This window comes from Serratia sp. YC16 (genome assembly GCF_009707615.1).
Classification (GTDB): domain Bacteria; phylum Pseudomonadota; class Gammaproteobacteria; order Enterobacterales; family Enterobacteriaceae; genus Serratia; species Serratia surfactantfaciens.
In genome coordinates, this window is record NZ_WLYN01000005.1 from 217,690 (window position 1) to 233,931 (window position 16,242).

Genomic DNA, 16,242 nt, shown 5'->3' on the forward strand with positions numbered 1-16,242 from the left:
GACCATTGAGTAAAACTTATGCCCAGTGGTCTATTTTTCGGCCGCATTGCAGCGGGATTTATCTGGCGGTATGGTGGGTGATTACCTGCTAAAAAACAGTACTGCTGCACCTATGACTTTCTCACTTTTCGGCGACAAATTTACCCGTTATGCGGGCATCACCCGTTTGATGGACGATCTGAACGAAGGCCTGCGCACCCCCGGTGCCATCATGCTCGGCGGCGGCAACCCCGCGCAGATCCCAGAGATGGAAGCCTACTTCAAACAGCTGTGCCAGGAGATGCTCGATCAGGGCAAACTGACCGAAGCGCTGTGCAACTACGACGGCCCGCAAGGCAAGGACGCGCTGCTGAAAGCGCTGGCCAATCTGCTGCGCGACGAGCTCGGCTGGGAGATCTCGCCACAGAATATTGCACTGACTAACGGCAGTCAGAGCGCGTTTTTCTACTTGTTCAACCTGTTCGCCGGCCGCTACGCCGACGGTTCACGCCGCCGCGTGCTGTTCCCGCTGGCGCCGGAATATATCGGCTATGCCGACGCCGGGCTGGACGAAGGGCTGTTCGTCTCCGCTAAACCGAACATCGAGCTGCTGCCGGAAGGCCAGTTCAAATATCACGTTGATTTCGAGCACCTGAATATCGGCGATGACATCGGCATGATCTGTGTTTCGCGGCCGACCAACCCAACCGGCAACGTGATCACCGACGAAGAGCTGATAAAGCTCGATCGGTTGGCGCAGCAGCGCGATATCCCGCTGGTGATCGACAACGCCTACGGCGTGCCTTTCCCCGGCATCATCTTCAGCGACGCCACGCCGCTGTGGAACCCGAACACCATCCTGTGCATGAGCCTGTCCAAGCTCGGCCTGCCGGGCTCGCGCTGCGGCATCGTGATCGCCGACGAGAAGGTGATCACCGCGCTGACCAACATGAACGGCATCATCAGCCTGTCGCCGGGCAGCATGGGGCCGGCGATGGCGACGGAAATGATCGAGCGCGGCGATCTGCTGCGCCTGTCGAACGAGGTGATTCGCCCGTTCTACAAACAGCGTGTCGAACACACCATCGAGATTATCCGCCGCTACCTGTCGCCGGAACGCTGCCTGATCCACAAACCGGAAGGGGCTATCTTCCTCTGGCTGTGGTTCAAGGATCTGCCGATCACTACCGAGGTGCTGTATCAGCGCCTGAAAAAGCGCGGCGTGCTGATGGTGCCGGGCCACTACTTCTTCCCGGGGCTGGAGCACGACTGGCCACATACCCACCAGTGCATGCGCATGAACTACGTGCCCGACCCGGAGAAAATCGAGCGCGGCGTGGCTATTCTGGCGGAAGAGATCGAACGCGCGCATCAGGAAGGCTAACGCCAGCTGGTTGAAAATCGACCGATAAAGATATACGATGCATATATCGTATATCTTTTTTTAGGAGAGCCAGCTATGACTCGCATCGTGATCGATTTACCTGAAGAAGACCTGCGGCAGCTCGACAATCTGAAAAATATCCGCCACGTTCCCCGGGCCGAAATCATCCGTCAGGCCGTCTCCCGCTATCTGACGGAGAACCACGTGGAAGATCCCAGCAATGCTTTCGGGCTCTGGTCCGGGGCGATGGGAGATGGCGTGGACTACGAAAATCGTCAGCGCGAGGAGTGGGAATAATGGTGGCTCAACGGGCGTTATTTGACACCAATATTCTGATCGATTATCTCAACGGCATTCCTCAAGCCAAAGACGTTCTGACCGAATACCACATTAACCCGGCTATTAGCGCCATCACCTGGATGGAAGTGATGGTGGGTGCCAAAAAGCAGGGGGCGGCGCTGGAGCTGAAAACGCGCCAGTTTTTAGGGCAATTTCTGCTGCTGCCTATTACCGATGAAGTTGCCGAACGCGCCGTAGAACTGCGCCACTCACAGCTTGTGAAGCTGCCGGACGCCATTATCTGGGCCACCGCGCAGGTGGGGTTCCGGACGCTCATCTCCCGCAACCCCAAAGATTTTGGCACTGACAACGGCGTGTTAATGCCTTATCGGCTGTAGTCGAGCAGCGTTACAGCGTCCAGAACAGCACCGCCAGCAGCTGCGGCGACATGATGCGCAGGAACATCGCCAGCGGATAAACGGTGGCGTAAGACAGCGCGGCGGCGCCGCTGGTCGGGTGCAGGCCGTTGGCGAAGGCCAGCGCCGGCGGATCGGTCATCGACCCCGCCAACATGCCGGACAGCGTCAGGTAGTTCATCTTGCCCACCGTGCGCGCCAGAATACCGACGCTCAGCAGCGGAATGGCGGTGATCAACGCGCCGTATCCCACCCACGTCAGCCCCTCGCCGTGCAGCAACGTCTCGATGAAGTTGCCGCCCGACTTCAACCCGACTACCGCCAGAAACAGCACGATGCCCAGTTCGCGCAGCGCCAGGTTGGCGCTCGGCGGCATAAACCAGTACAGCTTGCCGATACTGCCGATGCGCCCGAGGATCAGCGCCGCCACCAGCGGCCCGCCGGCCAGCCCCAGCCGCAATGCCGCCGGGAAGCCGGGCACGAACAGCGGAATGGAACCGAGCAGCACCCCGAGGCCGATACCGATAAACACCGGCAGCATCTGCACCTGCTGCAGTTTTTGTTGGGCGTTGCCGACGATTGCCGTCACCGCGTCGATGGCCTCCGGCCGACCGACCAGGTTGAGGATGTCGCCAAACTGCAGCGTCACGTTGCTGCCGGCCACCAGCTCGACGCCGGCGCGGTTGAGGCGTGAAATCACCACGTCATACTTTTGCTTCAGGTTCAGATCGCGGATTTTTTTACCCAGCACCTGCTCGTTGGTCACCACCGCCCTCACCACCTGCAGCGCGGTGCCGCGCGTCGAGAGCGACGCGTCTACCTCTTCGCCGATCACCAACCGGGCATTCTCCAGGTCTTCGCGCTTGCCCACCAAATGCAGGTAGTCGCCAAGCTCCAGCCGCTCGTGCGGTGCCGGCACCATCAGCAGCTCCCCGCGCTTGAGGCGTGAACAGACGATCGCTTCACCGTTGAGCAGCGGCACCTGCTTGATCGCCATGCCCTGCAGATTGGGATTGCGTACCGCCACGTTCATGGCGTGCAGCAGCTCGCGCTGATTGCCCAGGCTGCTTTCAAACGCCTGCGCCTCGCGCTCGATATTGATGCGGAAAAACAGTCGGATCAGCCACATCACCAGCAGAATGCCGCAAATGCCGAACGGATAGGCCATGGCGTAGCCCATGCCCATGCCGTCCACCAACGCCGGATCGGAGCCGAGATCGGTCAGAATCTGTTGGCCGGCGCCCAACGCCGGGGTGTTGGTGACCGCGCCGGAGAACACGCCGAGGATGATCGGCAGCGGCACGTCGAACAGCTTATGTACCGCCGCCGCCACTACGCCGCCGGTCAGCACCAGCAGCACCGCGAAGGCGTTAAGCCGCAAACCGGAGACGCGCAGCGAAGAGAAGAAACCGGGGCCGACCTGAATGCCGATGGTATAGACGAACAGGATCAGGCCAAACTCCTGGATAAAGTGCAGCATGTCGCCGTTCAGGCTGATTTGCCCACTCTGGGCGAAGTGCCCGACCAGAATGCCGCCGAACAGCACGCCGCCGATGCCCAACCCGACGCCGTACAGCTTCCAGTTCCCCATCCACAGCCCAATGACGGCCGCCAGCGCCAACATGCTGACGGTCAGGGCGATATCGCTCATAGGTCACATCCTTGCCAAAGTTGAACAATGGGTTTGCGGCCAAAGACACACAATTAACAAGGATTATGACATCGGGCTGACGGGGGGTCTGTGGCGTGCGCCACATAACGCAGCGGGGGAGATCCGTCTGGATCTCCCCCGCATGATGATGACCGTTTTTCAGTCGGTTATTTGGCTTCCAGCTCCGGCGTCGCGCCGATGGTGATGCGCTGCGGCTGCAAGGCTTCCGGCACCTGACGCACCAGATCGATGTGCAACAGGCCATTTTCAAATTTGGCCTCGGACACCTGCAGATGCTCCGCCAGAGTGAAGGTCAACTGGAACTCTTTGCACACCAGGCCCTGATGCAGGTATTCGACCTGTTTTTCCGGCGGTGTGGGTTTACCGCTGACGGTCAAGCGCGGCCCTTCCACTTCGATATTCAGTTCGCTCTGCCGAAAACCGGCCAGCGCCAGAGAAATGCGGTAGTGATTGTCATCGCTTTTCTCGATGTTATACGGCGGGAACCCCTGAGGCTCCTGGCCCCCCATTGAGCTGGCCAATTTATCAAAACCAATCCATTGACGCAGAAGCGGGGATAAATCGTAATTACGCATAGGAACAACTCCTTTCATTAAGCGAGATGTGTTTATTCAGCCCCCTGACGGCGGGCGTGTCATGACTGCATATTTACCGGCAGCGTAACTGCCGGCGAAACGGGAATTATTTAATTTCGATGCGGCGCGGTTTTAATGTTTCCGGCACGATGCGTTGCATGTCGATATACAGCAGGCCGTTCTCCAATTTGGCGCCTTTAATTTGAATATGTTCGGCCAGCTGGAATTTACGCTCGAAATTACGTTCGGCGATGCCCTGGTATAAATAGGTTTTCTCTGCCGGTTCATTATTGTGCGCCCCGCGCACGATCAGCAGATTATCTTGCGTGGTGATCTCCAGCTCCTGCTCGGCAAACCCGGCTACCGCGATAGCGATGCGATAATGATTTTCGTCCACCAGCTCGACATTATAAGGCGGATAACCGCCGTTGCCCTGGCTCTGGCCAGCCTCCAACGCGTTGAACAGGCGATCGAAACCAATGGCGGAACGGTATAGCGGGGAAAGATCAAAATTACGCATAAAACAGCCTCCTAAGGCACTTCAGCGAGGTTGAAATAAATACGCCTTCCATTCTGGACAGGCTAATTAAGCCAGAATCCCCTTACGGCGAATTCTCAATTCGGCTCTGATGATAAAATGGGGGTTGATTTCATCAATTCAACAGGCGAGGATCAAAAAAAGCTCATTCCGGTTAGGTGAAAGTTTTTTTACCACTTACACTAAAGTGAGAGAGCCGCCACAGAGCGGGATTTTGCTTCTTTTCAAGCAGCAACAGGATGTTATAAATCGGCTTAATTAAGGGGCACAGCAACCCTGCAGGATGGATTAATGACGACGATGAAAGCGATAGCGACGGGCTGCATGCTGTTGGCGACCAGCGGTTGCTCCAGCGTGATGAGCCATACTGGCCCGAATCAGGGTTACTATCCCGGCACCCGCGCCAGCGTGGACATGCTGAAGGACGACAACACCAGTTGGGCGATGATGCCGCTGGTGGCGCTGGATCTGCCGTTCTCCGCGGTGATGGATACCGTACTGTTACCTTACGACTATCTGCGTTCCGGCGATGACGCCACCGCAGACTCGCCGAAAGCGCGTATCCTGCGCAGCGAGCAGCAGAATCTGGCGGCGACCGGCAATCCCGGCGAGGGTAACGACAGCGCCGCCACGCATTAATCACGCACGCTGCGGGCCGTCAGGCCCGCCTTACGCCTCAACCACGAAGATCTGGTTGAACCCCGCTATCTCACGCATAAACGCCACTTTCTTGCCATCCGGCGAAAATACCACGGCATCGCCCGACGGCGGCTGCGCGCTGCGCTGCGTCAAACGCTGCAGGCGGCCGCTGGCGACCTCGCACAGCATCACGCTGTTATCGCACACCAGCGCAATCGTCCCGCCCTGCGGGTGCCAGCTGAACGCCGACTGAATGTCATGCTCGCTGCGGCTCACCTGGCGCGGCTCGCCGCCATTCGGCGACACCGTCCACAGCTGCACCACGCCGCCGTCATCCTTCATCAAAAACGCGATCTGGCTGCCATCCGGCGAGCTGCGCAGCCAGTGGCGCGGCGCGCCGGCTACGCCCGGAAAACGGCGTTCCCCGGTAAAGGTCACCCGCCGTTGCCTGACGCCCAGCGGCGGCGCGGGCAGCTCGCTTTCCGTCCCCTGCAGCGGCAGAGCGCCCGCAGCGGCGTAGTCGGCGTCGTTTTCCGGCAGATCGACGATAAACACCTCCGGCAGCTTCTCGCCGGCGGCGGACAGCGTATCGCCGATGAACGCCAGCGCCCAACGCTGCCGGCTGCCGTCGGCCTTGCGGTAACCTTCGCGGCCAATCCAGCCTTCTTCGTAGGCGCGATTGATCTGATCGCTGCCCGGCTGCGGCTGCGGTACGGTCTCGCTGACCAGCACGCAATAGTGGCTGCCGTCATATTCGCGCGGGTGCTGTTTCGGCGGATTAACCCCGTGCAGCGGCACGGCCACGCCGACGTTGCGCAGATCGCGCGCCGGATCGCGTTCATGCATCACATGGTCGTTGTAGGTAAAGCTGAGGCGGCTGCCGTCCGGGCTGAAAACGTGCACATGGCTGCCGCCGCGCAGCGCGCCGGGCGTATAGGGCGCTGTGATATCCAGCGCGTCGAGGGTGATGGCCAACTCGCGATCCGGTTCGCTGACGATCACCCCGCGACGGTGGTGAAAATCATACTGCCAGGCGCTGTCCGGATGCTCCGGGCCATGGATGAATACATAGCGCGCCGGCGCATCGGGGCTGACCGTGACCACGCCGACGTGCGCGCCGTGCTGGGCGCGATACACCACTTCCACCGCGCCGCTGGCGACGTTGACCCGCTCGATGCTCAGGCCGGTGAAAGAGGCGCCGCGCGGGCGCACGTCATAAGCGAGCCATTGGCTGTCCGGCGTCCAGACGTTGATATTGGTTAACTGATGCCCGCGTGGGTCGAAAGTCAGTTGTTTTTCCCGATGGCTCATGACGGCTCTCCTGCGCATGCTGGCACTGAGCCGCCATCTTACCGGATCGACGGCGGCGTTTCACATAGCCAACAAGGGTAGCCCAAAGGGCTTTTTCGGTGCGGAATTACGCCAGACTTTTCCCCTGTCTTATCATTGAAGGCTATCGGCGGCACCGGCAGGAAATAAGCGCCCGATTAGCCGGCCATATGCCTGGCGGAGAAACTCAACGGCGCCAATGCGGTATAAGTGAATGAGACGAGCGCTATTTTTTCATTCTCATTTCCCTCATAAAAATAAGGCAGTGGCGGCGCCTTACTTAACGCAAATAAATAAAAGGTCATGCCACTAAGCGATAAATTAATGATTATTTTCACCGCAAACGCGATGCCGTTTCCCCTGCCTGGCCGGTTAGCCAGACGCCCGGGCGACGGGGTTTACAACCAATACAAAAAAGTACAAACTGGATTTTTAAGTCCAATAAAATTCTGGAGCCGGTATGAACCCCCTCTTCGATGCCATTGTTTCTGCCCATCAGCAACTGCGCCCTCAGGTGCGGGTCACGCCGTTGGAGCGCAGCGTGCTGCTTTCACAGCAGTTGGGCTGCGAGCTGTATCTGAAGTGCGATCATCTGCAGCACACCGGTTCCTTTAAATTTCGCGGCGCCAGCAACAAGCTGCGGCTACTGGATAGCGAACAACGCCGGCGCGGCGTGATCGCCGCCTCAACCGGCAACCACGGCCAGGCGGTCGCCCTAGCGGGGCAGCTGATGGGCGTTGGCGTCACGGTTTATGCGCCGGAGACGGCGGCGAGCATCAAGCTCGACACCATCCGCGCGCTGGGCGGCACCGTGGAACTGGTGCCGGGCGATGCGCTGAACGCCGAACTGGCGGGGGAACAAGCCGCACGCCAGCAGGGGAAAACCTATATCTCGCCGTATAACGACGAGCAGGTCATTGCCGGCCAGGGCACCTGTGGCATGGAGCTGGTTGAACAACTCGCCGATCTGGACGCGGTATTCGTGGCGGTGGGCGGCGGTGGCTATATCGCCGGCATCGGCACCGTTTTGCGGCAATTGTCGCCGAACACGCAGCTTATCGCCTGCTGGCCGGAAAACGCCACCAGCATGTACAGCGCGCTGGAAGCGGGCCATATCTTCCCGGTGGCAGAGCAAGAAACCTTGTCCGACGGCACCGCAGGCGGCGTCGAGCCGGGCGCCGTGACCTTTCCACTGTGCCAGCAGCTGATCGACCGTAAAGTGCTGGTCAGCGAGGCAGAGATCAAGCATGCGATGCGTCTGATTGCCGCCAGCGATCGGTGGATTATCGAAGGTGCGGCCGGCGTGGCACTGGCGGCGGCGATCAAACTGGCGCCAGAATACCAGGGGAAAAAGGTGGCGGTGGTGCTGTGCGGTAAAAACATCGTGCTGGAGAAATACCTCAAGGCCATCGCCGATGCGCATCCTTAACCGGCAGCAAATCCTCGCCGCGTTCGACGCCGAGGCCATTACGCCGCTGCTGAAGCAGGGGTTTATCGCCTACTCGCAGCGACGGGTGCAACAGCCGCCAGTGCAGCATTTCAAGTTCGATCGGGCCGCCGGCGACTGCTGCATCAAATCCGCCTGGCTGGAAGGCGACGAGCTGTTCGTGGTCAAAGTGTCCGCCGGTTTCTATCGCAACGCCGAGCACGGTCTGGCCAGCAATCAGGGGTTGATGATGGCGTTCTCCGCCCAGACCGGCGAGCCCCGCGCGCTGCTGCAGGATGAGGGGTGGTTGACCGCGCTGCGCACCGCTCTGGCCGGCCGCATCGCCGCCGAGCTATGCGCGCCGCCGCATATTCAGGCGATAGGCATGGTCGGTACCGGGCTGCAAGCACGGCTGCAGCTGCAGTGTCTGAAACCGGTGACCGATTGCCGCGAGGTATGGGTATGGGGCCGCAACGAACAGGCGCTGGCGGCGTATCGGCGCGATGCCGAAGCCGAGGGATTTCGGGTGTGGGTCACGCAGGATGCGGCGGAGCTGGCGGCGCACTGCCAGCTGATCGTGACCACCACGCCCAGCCGCGAACCGATCTTGCAGGCGGCAGATATCCGGCCCGGCACGCACATTACCGCCGTGGGCGCCGACGCGCCCGGCAAGCAAGAGCTGGCGGCCGATCTGGTGGCCAAGGCGGACACGCTGCTGGTCGATGCGCTGACGCAGTGTGCGGAATATGGCGAGATCGCGACGGCTTATCGGCAGAACAAGCTGACTTCAACGACGATCGTCGAAATTGGCACCGCATTGGCGCAGGGGGAGCAGGTGCGAAGCGAGCCGCAGCACATCACCATCGCCGATCTTACCGGGCTGGCGATTCAGGATCTGCAGATCGCCAAAGGGGTGCTGGCGGCAATATAAAGGGGCGCCGCAGCGCCCCGTTTTCTCAGGCGTTGAGCACAAATTTCTCGATGGCGCGCGCCACGCCGTCTTCGGTATTGGCGCTGGTGACAAACTGCGCCACCGCTTTCAGCTCGGGAATGGCGTTGCCCATCGCCACGCCGACGCCGGCATATTCGATCATCGCCGTATCGTTGGCCTGATCCCCCAGCGTCATGATATTTTCCCGCGCCACGCCGAGGTGCTCGGCCAGCATTCTCACCCCGGCGCCCTTATCGACGTTCTTATGCAGGATCTCGAGGAAGTAAGGCGCGCTTTTGAGAATGGTGTAGCGCTCGCGCGTTTCCGCCGGGATGCGCGCAATGGCGCTGTCCAGCAGCTCCGGCTCGTCGATCATCATCACTTTCGGGAAACGCATCTGGCGATCCATCTCTTCCACGCTGCGGTATTTCAGCGGGATGCCGGTCATTGCCGCCTCGTGGATGGTGTACTTGCCGATGTCCTTGTTCGGGGTATAGAGGGTATCGAAATCAAACGCCTGGTAGTGAACGCCGAACTCGCGCGCCATCTGCTCGAAGTGCAGATAATCCTCGAAGCCCAGGGTTTCCTGCAGGATGCAGGCGCCGTCGGCCGCACGCAGCACCAGCGCGCCGTTGTAGGTGATGCAAAAATCGCCGGGGCCCTGAATGTCCAACTGGCGCAGATAGTCCTGCACGCCGACATAAGGCCGCCCGGTGGCCAGCACCACATGCACCCCTTTGCGCCGCGCCGCCGCGATAGCCTGCTTTACCGCCGGCGTGATTTGGTGCTGCGGATCCAGCAACGTGCCATCCATGTCGATCGCAATCAGTTCAATAGCCATTCAACGCTTCTCCCAGTGGTTTTTTTCCATGCTAACGCGTTTCAGCCTCGGCTGTCAGCGCCAAAAAAGGCGTAAAAAAAATCCGCGCGGGTCACCCGGCGCGGATTTTCACAGCCATTAACGCATCAGATATCGATGTTCGCCGCTTTCAGGGCGTTTTCTTCGATAAAGGCGCGACGCGGTTCAACCGCATCGCCCATCAGCGTGGTGAACAGCTGATCGGCGGCGATGGCGTCCTTGACGGTCACGCGCAGCATGCGGCGGCTTTCCGGATCCATGGTGGTTTCCCACAGCTGTTCCGGGTTCATCTCGCCCAGACCTTTATAACGCTGCACCGACAGACCGCGGCGCGACTCTTTCACCAGCCACTCCAGCGCCTGCTCGAAGCTGTCTACCGGCTGACGGCGTTCGCCACGCTCGATAAACGCACCCTCTTCGATCAGCCCGCGCAGCTTCTCGCCCAGCTGGCAGATCTTGCGGTATTCGCCGCCGTGGATGAAGTCGAAGTCCAGCTTATAATCGGTATCCACGCCGTGGGTACGGATGCGCAGTGCCGGTTCGAACATCTGGCGTTCACGGTTCTCGAAGATCACGAAGTCATAGCTGCTGCCATGCTGTTCTTTGTCGTTCAGCGCCTGCACCAGCGAAGCGATCCAGGCTTTCACCTTGGCTTCATCGCTGAGATCGCCTTCGTTCAGCGTCGGCTGGTAGATCAGGCTGTTCAGCAGCGCGCGCGGGTAGCGGCGCTCCATGCGGCCGATCAGCTTCTGCACGCTATAGTGCTCAGCCACCAGTTTCTCCAGCTGCTCGCCGCCGAGCGCCGGCGCGCTGGCGTTGGTGTGTAGCGTAGCGCCGTCCATCGCGATGGCGATCTGGTACTGATCCATCGCCTCGTCATCTTTGATGTACTGCTCTTGCTTGCCTTTCTTCACCTTGTACAGCGGCGGCTGCGCGATGAACACGTGGCCGCGCTCGATGATTTCCGGCATCTGGCGGTAGAAGAAGGTCAACAGCAGCGTACGGATGTGCGAACCGTCGACGTCGGCATCGGTCATGATGATGATGCTGTGGTAACGCAGCTTGTCCGGGCTGTACTCGTCGCGGCCGATGCCGCAACCCAGCGCGGTGATCAGCGTCGCCACTTCCTGCGAAGAAAGCATTTTGTCGAAACGCGCTTTCTCGACGTTGAGGATTTTCCCCTTCAGCGGCAAGATAGCCTGGTTCTTGCGGTTACGCCCCTGCTTGGCAGAGCCGCCCGCGGAGTCCCCTTCCACCAGGTACAGTTCGGACAGCGCCGGATCGCGTTCCTGGCAGTCCGCCAGCTTGCCCGGCAGGCCGGCCAGATCCAGCGCGCCTTTGCGGCGGGTCATCTCACGCGCCTTACGCGCCGCTTCGCGCGCGCGCGCCGCGTCGATGATTTTGCCGACCACGATTTTCGCGTCGCCTGGATTCTCCATCAGGTAATCCACCAGCTTCTCGTTCATCAGCGTTTCAACCGCGGTTTTCACCTCGGAAGAGACCAGCTTGTCCTTGGTCTGAGAGGAGAACTTAGGATCCGGCACCTTCACCGACACTACGGCGATCAGGCCTTCACGCGCGTCATCGCCGGTGGCGCTGACCTTGGCCTTCTTGCTGTAGCCTTCCTTCTCCATGTAGCTGTTCAGCGTGCGGGTCATCGCGGTACGGAAACCGACCAGGTGCGTGCCGCCGTCGCGCTGCGGAATGTTGTTGGTGAAGCAGTAGATATTTTCCTGGAAACCGTCGTTCCACTGCAGCGCCACTTCCACGCCGATGTCGTCTTTCACGGTGGAGAAGTAGAACACGTTCGGGTGGATCGGGGTTTTGTTCTTGTTCAGGTACTCGACAAACGCCTTGATGCCGCCTTCGTAATGGAAGTGGTCTTCACGGTCGGTGCGCTTGTCCTTCAGGCGGATGGACACGCCGGAGTTGAGGAAGGACAGCTCGCGCAGACGCTTGGCCAGAATGTCGTACTCGAACTCGGTCACGTTGGTGAAAGTCTGGTGGCTCGGCCAGAAACGCACCATGGTGCCGGTCTGTTCGGTTTCGCCCACCACGTTCAGCGGCGCCTGCGGCTCACCGTGACTGTAGGTTTGTTCGTGCACCTTGCCTTCGCGGCGGATCACCAGCTCCAATTTCTCCGACAGGGCGTTAACCACCGAGACGCCAACGCCGTGCAGGCCGCCGGAAACTTTATAGGAGTTGTCGTCGAATTTACCGCCGGCGTGCAGCACGGTCATGATGACCTCTGCGGCTGAAACCCCTTCTTCCGGGTGAATGCCGGTCGGAATGCCGCGGCCGTCATCCTGCACCGATACCGAGTTGTCGGCATGGATGGTGACCTGAATGTCACTACAGTGGCCCGCGAGCGCTTCGTCGATAGCGTTGTCCACAACCTCGAATACCATGTGGTGCAGACCGGTGCCGTCATCGGTGTCGCCGATATACATGCCCGGGCGCTTGCGCACCGCATCCAGCCCTTTTAATACCTTGATACTTGAGGAGTCATAAGAATTCGACATCAACGTTTCTCGCTCATTTTAGTCCTGTGGTTGAACCTCTATTTTACCCTGTTCCACGCGGAACATCTTGCCCTTTTCACCGGCCATGTCGGTCACTTGTTCAGCGCTGACCGCGCTGACAAAAACCTGGGCCTGGGTGGCTTTCAGGCGATCGGCCAGCAACCGGCGACGGCCGGTGTCCAGCTCGGAGGCAAAATCATCAATCAGATACAGGCAACGCCGCCCGCTCTGCCGGGTGAGAAACTCACCCTGCGCCAAGCGCAACGCGCACATCAGCAGCTTAAGCTGACCGCGCGATAACAAATCCTCTACCGGCGTGCCGTCGGCACGAATACGAAAGTCCGCTTTATGCGGCCCCACCGCGGTATAGGTCAACGCCCTGTCGCGCTCGAACTGGCGCTCCAGCAGCTCGCCATAGTCGCTCTCTTTGTCCCAGCCGCGCTGGAAGGAGAAGCTCAGGGCAAATTCAGGCAGAAACTGCGCGCAGGTCGCGGTGATATCCGCGGCGATCGCGTCGCTGTATTCCGCCCGCCATTCGCTGATGCGCTCCGCGAGCGGGATCAGTTCCTGATCCCAGGCGCGGATCTGCGCATAGCGACTCACCTGGCGCAGCGCGGCATTGCGCTGCTTCAGTAACCGTTTCAGGTTGCTCCAGGCGGTGAAAAAACCGGGTTCGTTATGAAAACAGCCCCAGTCCAGGAAGGCGCGCCGGAATTTCGGCCCGCCGTTCAGCAGGGTAAAACCTTCGGGGGTGATCAGCTGCATGGGCAGCAGCTGCGCCAGCTCGGCCACCTTGTGGCCGTCGCTGCCATCGATGCGTACTTTGCTGTCACCCTGACGGCTCTTGCTCAATCCTACCGACAGCTCGCGCTCCGCGCCTTCGATGCGGCCGTGCAGCACGAACTCCGGTTGGTCGTGGCGGATCACCCGCCCGGCCTGCAGGCTGCGAAAGGCGCGGCCATGGCCGAGCGTATACACCGCTTCCAGCACGCTGGTCTTGCCGCTGCCGTTGGCGCCGACCAGGAAGTTGAATCCCGGCGCCAGCGCCAAATCCGCCGCCTCGATATTGCGGAAGTCTTTAATCAATAAACGCGTCAGAGCCATGCAATCTCTTTACCGATGACGGTGCTGTAATTCAAGGTAACGAGACTACAACCGCATTGGCATGACAACGTAGGCCGCCGCCTGGCTGGCGCCGTCTTCGATCTGCACGCTGGAGACCGAGTCGGTCAACAGCAGGCGCACGTCTTCACACTTGAGCGCGTTCAACACGTCCAGCACGTAGCTGACGTTGAAACCGATCTCCATCTCCGCGCCGTCGTAGCTGACGTCGAGGATCTCTTCCGCCTCTTCCTGCTCCGGGTTGTTGGCGGTGATCTTCAGCTGGTTCTGGCTGACGTACAGCCGCACGCCGCGGAATTTCTCGTTCGAGAGAATGGCCGCGCGGGCGAACGCCTGCTTGAGCAGATCGCAGCCGGCTTCCAGCGTTTTATCCGGGTTCTTCGGCAAGACGCGGCGATAGTCCGGGAAACGGCCGTCAACCAGCTTGGAGGTGAAGATGAAATCGCCGACGTGGGCGCGGATGTTGTTGCTGCCGATCTGCAGCTGCAGCAGCGAATCGCCGCCGTCCAGCAGACGCACCAGCTCCATCACCCCTTTACGCGGCACGATCACCGAATGCGACGGCAGCTGTTGGCCGATCGACATCGAGCACACCGCCAGGCGGTGGCCGTCGGTCGCGACCGTGCGCAGCTCTTCGCCTTCGGTTTCAAACAGCATACCGTTCAGGTAGTAACGCACGTCCTGATGGGCCATCGAGAACTGGGTGGCTTCGATCAGGCGCTTCAGCGTCGCCTGCGGCAAGGTGAATTCCACCTCGCTCTGCCAGTCGTCCAGGTTCGGGAAGTCCGCCGCCGGCAGCGTGGAGAGCGAGAAACGGCTGCGGCCGGATCGCACCAGCATGCGCTCGCTTTCCAGCGTGACGGCGATCTCCGCCCCTTCCGGCAGGCCACGGCAGATATCAAAGAATTTGCGCGCGGGCACGGTGGTCGCGCCCGGCTCATGCGGCTGGGACAGGGCGACGCGCGCCACCATCTCCATCTCCAGATCGGTACCGGTCAGCAGCAGGGAGCCTTCCGTCACCTGCAGCAGCAGGTTGCCCAGGATCGGCAAGGTCGGGCGGCCGCCCAGCGGGCTGCTCACCTGTTGCAGCGGTTTTAGCAGATGCTCACGTTCAACGATAAATTTCATAGCGCTATGAAGATAATGTTCTGATTAAATTGGAGAAATCTTCTTTGATGTCGTGACTTTCCTCACGCAGCTGCTCGATCTTCCGGCAGGCGTGCAACACCGTGGTATGGTCGCGGCCACCAAACGCATCGCCGATTTCCGGCAGGCTGTGGTTGGTGAGTTCCTTCGCCAGCGCCATCGCCATCTGGCGCGGGCGGGCAACGGATCGCGAACGCCGCTTGGACAGCAAATCCGCGACTTTAATCTTGTAATACTCCGCCACCGTCTTTTGAATATTGTCGATGGTGACCAGCTTTTCCTGCAACGCCAGCAGATCGCGCAGCGCTTCGCGCACGAAATCGATGGTGATGGCCCGGCCGGTAAAGTTGGCGTTGGCGATCACGCGGTTCAGCGCCCCTTCGAGCTCACGCACGTTGGAACGCAGGCGCTTGGCGATGAAGAACGCCACTTCGCCCGGCAGGCGAATGTCGTTTTCGTCGGCCTTTTTCATCAGGATCGCCACGCGGGTTTCCAGCTCCGGCGGCTCGATCGCCACCGTCAGCCCCCAGCCGAAGCGGGACTTCAGACGATCTTCCACTCCGTTGATCTCTTTAGGGTAGCGATCCGAGGTCAGGATGATCTGCTGATTGCCTTCCAACAGGGCGTTAAAGGTATGGAAGAATTCTTCCTGCGAACGCTCCTTGTTGGCGAAGAATTGGATGTCATCGATCAGCAGCGCGTCGACCGAACGGTAGTAGCGCTTAAACTCTTCGATGGCATTGTTCTGCAACGCTTTGACCATGTCCTGCACGAAGCGTTCCGAGTGCATGTAGACCACTTTGGCGTTGGCCTTGCGCGCCATGATGCCGTTGCCGACCGCGTGCAGCAGGTGAGTTTTACCCAGGCCGGTGCCGCCATACAGGAACAAAGGGTTGTAGGCGCCGCCCGGATTGTCCGCCACCTGGCGAGCCGCCGCGCGCGCCAGCTGGTTGGACTTACCCTCGACGAAGTTGTCGAAGGTGTGTTTAGGGTTGACGTTGGAGCGGTAAGAGAGCTCGGGCTGCGCCGCCGCGTTGTCCCAGCTCGGGCGCGAAGGCGCGGCCGTGCGCGCCGCCGGAGCCGCAGGAGCGCTACTGACGCTGGCGGTCACGGTCTGGCTTATCACCTGCGTGATCGGCTTGCTGCCGACTTCAAAACGCAGCAAAGGCGCGTCCGTGCCGCAGAAATCATTCAGCAGACCATTGATGTTGTTTAAGTACTTATCGCGAACCCAATCCAGCACAAAACGGTTAGGCGCGTACAGCGCCAGGGTGTTGTCACTCAGTTCCGCCTGCAATGGGCGAATCCACATACTAAATTCTGTGGCAGGTAACTCATCCTGCAATCGGGCAAGACACTGCTGCCAAAGCGAAAGTGACACGGCGGACTCCACTCGAACAAGATCAATAAAGAAAAGAAACGGGC

Annotated in this window: 15 protein-coding genes; 6 read left to right on the forward strand and 9 right to left on the reverse strand. The window is 60.1% G+C overall.

What is annotated here, in order from left to right; translation table 11 throughout:
• Window positions 1-112 precede the first annotated feature (112 nt).
• The 3 genes from GKN89_RS16890 to GKN89_RS16900 all read left to right on the forward strand — a co-directional run bounded on the left by GKN89_RS16890 (window position 113) and on the right by GKN89_RS16900 (window position 2,040).
• Complete coding sequence (locus tag GKN89_RS16890) at window positions 113-1,363, forward strand: valine--pyruvate transaminase (RefSeq protein WP_154747407.1); 1,251 nt, start codon at window positions 113-115, stop codon at window positions 1,361-1,363.
• A 75-nt stretch (window positions 1,364-1,438) separates the two neighbouring features.
• Window positions 1,439-1,660, forward strand: coding sequence for a ribbon-helix-helix domain-containing protein (locus GKN89_RS16895; RefSeq protein WP_004933932.1), 222 nt, complete (start codon window positions 1,439-1,441; stop codon window positions 1,658-1,660).
• Window positions 1,660-2,040: a type II toxin-antitoxin system VapC family toxin gene (locus GKN89_RS16900; RefSeq protein WP_154747408.1), complete on the forward strand. Its 381-nt coding sequence runs from the start codon at window positions 1,660-1,662 to the stop codon at window positions 2,038-2,040. Before GKN89_RS16895 ends, GKN89_RS16900 begins: the two co-directional genes overlap by 1 nt.
• Window positions 2,041-2,050: 10 nt before the next feature.
• On the opposite strand, the gene GKN89_RS16905 is transcribed toward GKN89_RS16900, so the two are convergent.
• From GKN89_RS16905 to ibpA, 3 genes are all read right to left on the reverse strand, one after another.
• Entirely contained in the window at window positions 2,051-3,709 is a 1,659-nt protein-coding gene (locus tag GKN89_RS16905) for a putative transporter (protein ID WP_019455505.1), read from the reverse strand.
• Between the two features lie 167 nt (window positions 3,710-3,876).
• Complete coding sequence (ibpB, locus tag GKN89_RS16910) at window positions 3,877-4,305, reverse strand: small heat shock chaperone IbpB (RefSeq protein WP_019455504.1); 429 nt, start codon at window positions 4,303-4,305, stop codon at window positions 3,877-3,879.
• 106 nt (window positions 4,306-4,411) lie between these two features.
• Window positions 4,412-4,825 (reverse strand): small heat shock chaperone IbpA, encoded by a 414-nt coding sequence (gene ibpA, locus GKN89_RS16915; RefSeq protein WP_004933919.1) that lies wholly within the window; start codon window positions 4,823-4,825, stop codon window positions 4,412-4,414.
• 309 nt (window positions 4,826-5,134) lie between these two features.
• Between ibpA and GKN89_RS16920 the strand changes: the two genes are divergently transcribed.
• Complete coding sequence (locus tag GKN89_RS16920; RefSeq protein WP_019455503.1) at window positions 5,135-5,482, forward strand: YceK/YidQ family lipoprotein; 348 nt, start codon at window positions 5,135-5,137, stop codon at window positions 5,480-5,482.
• Window positions 5,483-5,512: 30 nt separating this feature from the next.
• Here GKN89_RS16920 and GKN89_RS16925 read toward each other — a convergent pair whose 3' ends face one another.
• Window positions 5,513-6,793, reverse strand: a complete 1,281-nt coding sequence (locus GKN89_RS16925) for a DUF3748 domain-containing protein (RefSeq protein ID WP_019455502.1) — start codon at window positions 6,791-6,793, stop codon at window positions 5,513-5,515.
• Between the two features lie 478 nt (window positions 6,794-7,271).
• On the opposite strand from GKN89_RS16925, the gene GKN89_RS16930 reads away from it, so the two are divergent.
• Entirely contained in the window at window positions 7,272-8,240 is a 969-nt protein-coding gene (locus GKN89_RS16930; protein ID WP_063918276.1) for a threonine/serine dehydratase, read from the forward strand.
• Entirely contained in the window at window positions 8,227-9,168 is a 942-nt protein-coding gene (locus tag GKN89_RS16935; RefSeq protein ID WP_154747409.1) for an ornithine cyclodeaminase family protein, read from the forward strand. Before GKN89_RS16930 ends, GKN89_RS16935 begins: the two co-directional genes overlap by 14 nt.
• Before the next feature lie 25 nt (window positions 9,169-9,193).
• On the opposite strand, the gene yidA is transcribed toward GKN89_RS16935, so the two are convergent.
• The 5 genes from yidA to dnaA all read right to left on the reverse strand — a co-directional run bounded on the left by yidA (window position 9,194) and on the right by dnaA (window position 16,198).
• Window positions 9,194-10,009, reverse strand: a complete 816-nt coding sequence (yidA, locus tag GKN89_RS16940; RefSeq protein WP_063918278.1) for a sugar-phosphatase — start codon at window positions 10,007-10,009, stop codon at window positions 9,194-9,196.
• 125 nt (window positions 10,010-10,134) lie between these two features.
• A complete protein-coding gene (gene gyrB, locus GKN89_RS16945) occupies window positions 10,135-12,549 on the reverse strand; it encodes a DNA topoisomerase (ATP-hydrolyzing) subunit B (RefSeq protein ID WP_049200580.1) in 2,415 nt (804 codons plus the stop codon).
• An 18-nt stretch (window positions 12,550-12,567) separates the two neighbouring features.
• Window positions 12,568-13,653, reverse strand: coding sequence for a DNA replication/repair protein RecF (recF, locus tag GKN89_RS16950; RefSeq protein ID WP_004933895.1), 1,086 nt, complete (start codon window positions 13,651-13,653; stop codon window positions 12,568-12,570).
• Between the two features lie 45 nt (window positions 13,654-13,698).
• On the reverse strand, window positions 13,699-14,799 hold the full coding sequence (gene dnaN, locus GKN89_RS16955) for a DNA polymerase III subunit beta (RefSeq protein WP_154747410.1): 1,101 nt from the start codon (window positions 14,797-14,799) through the stop codon (window positions 13,699-13,701).
• Window positions 14,800-14,803: 4 nt separating this feature from the next.
• Window positions 14,804-16,198, reverse strand: coding sequence for a chromosomal replication initiator protein DnaA (gene dnaA, locus GKN89_RS16960; protein ID WP_004933889.1), 1,395 nt, complete (start codon window positions 16,196-16,198; stop codon window positions 14,804-14,806).
• Between the last annotated feature and the right edge of the window lie 44 nt (window positions 16,199-16,242).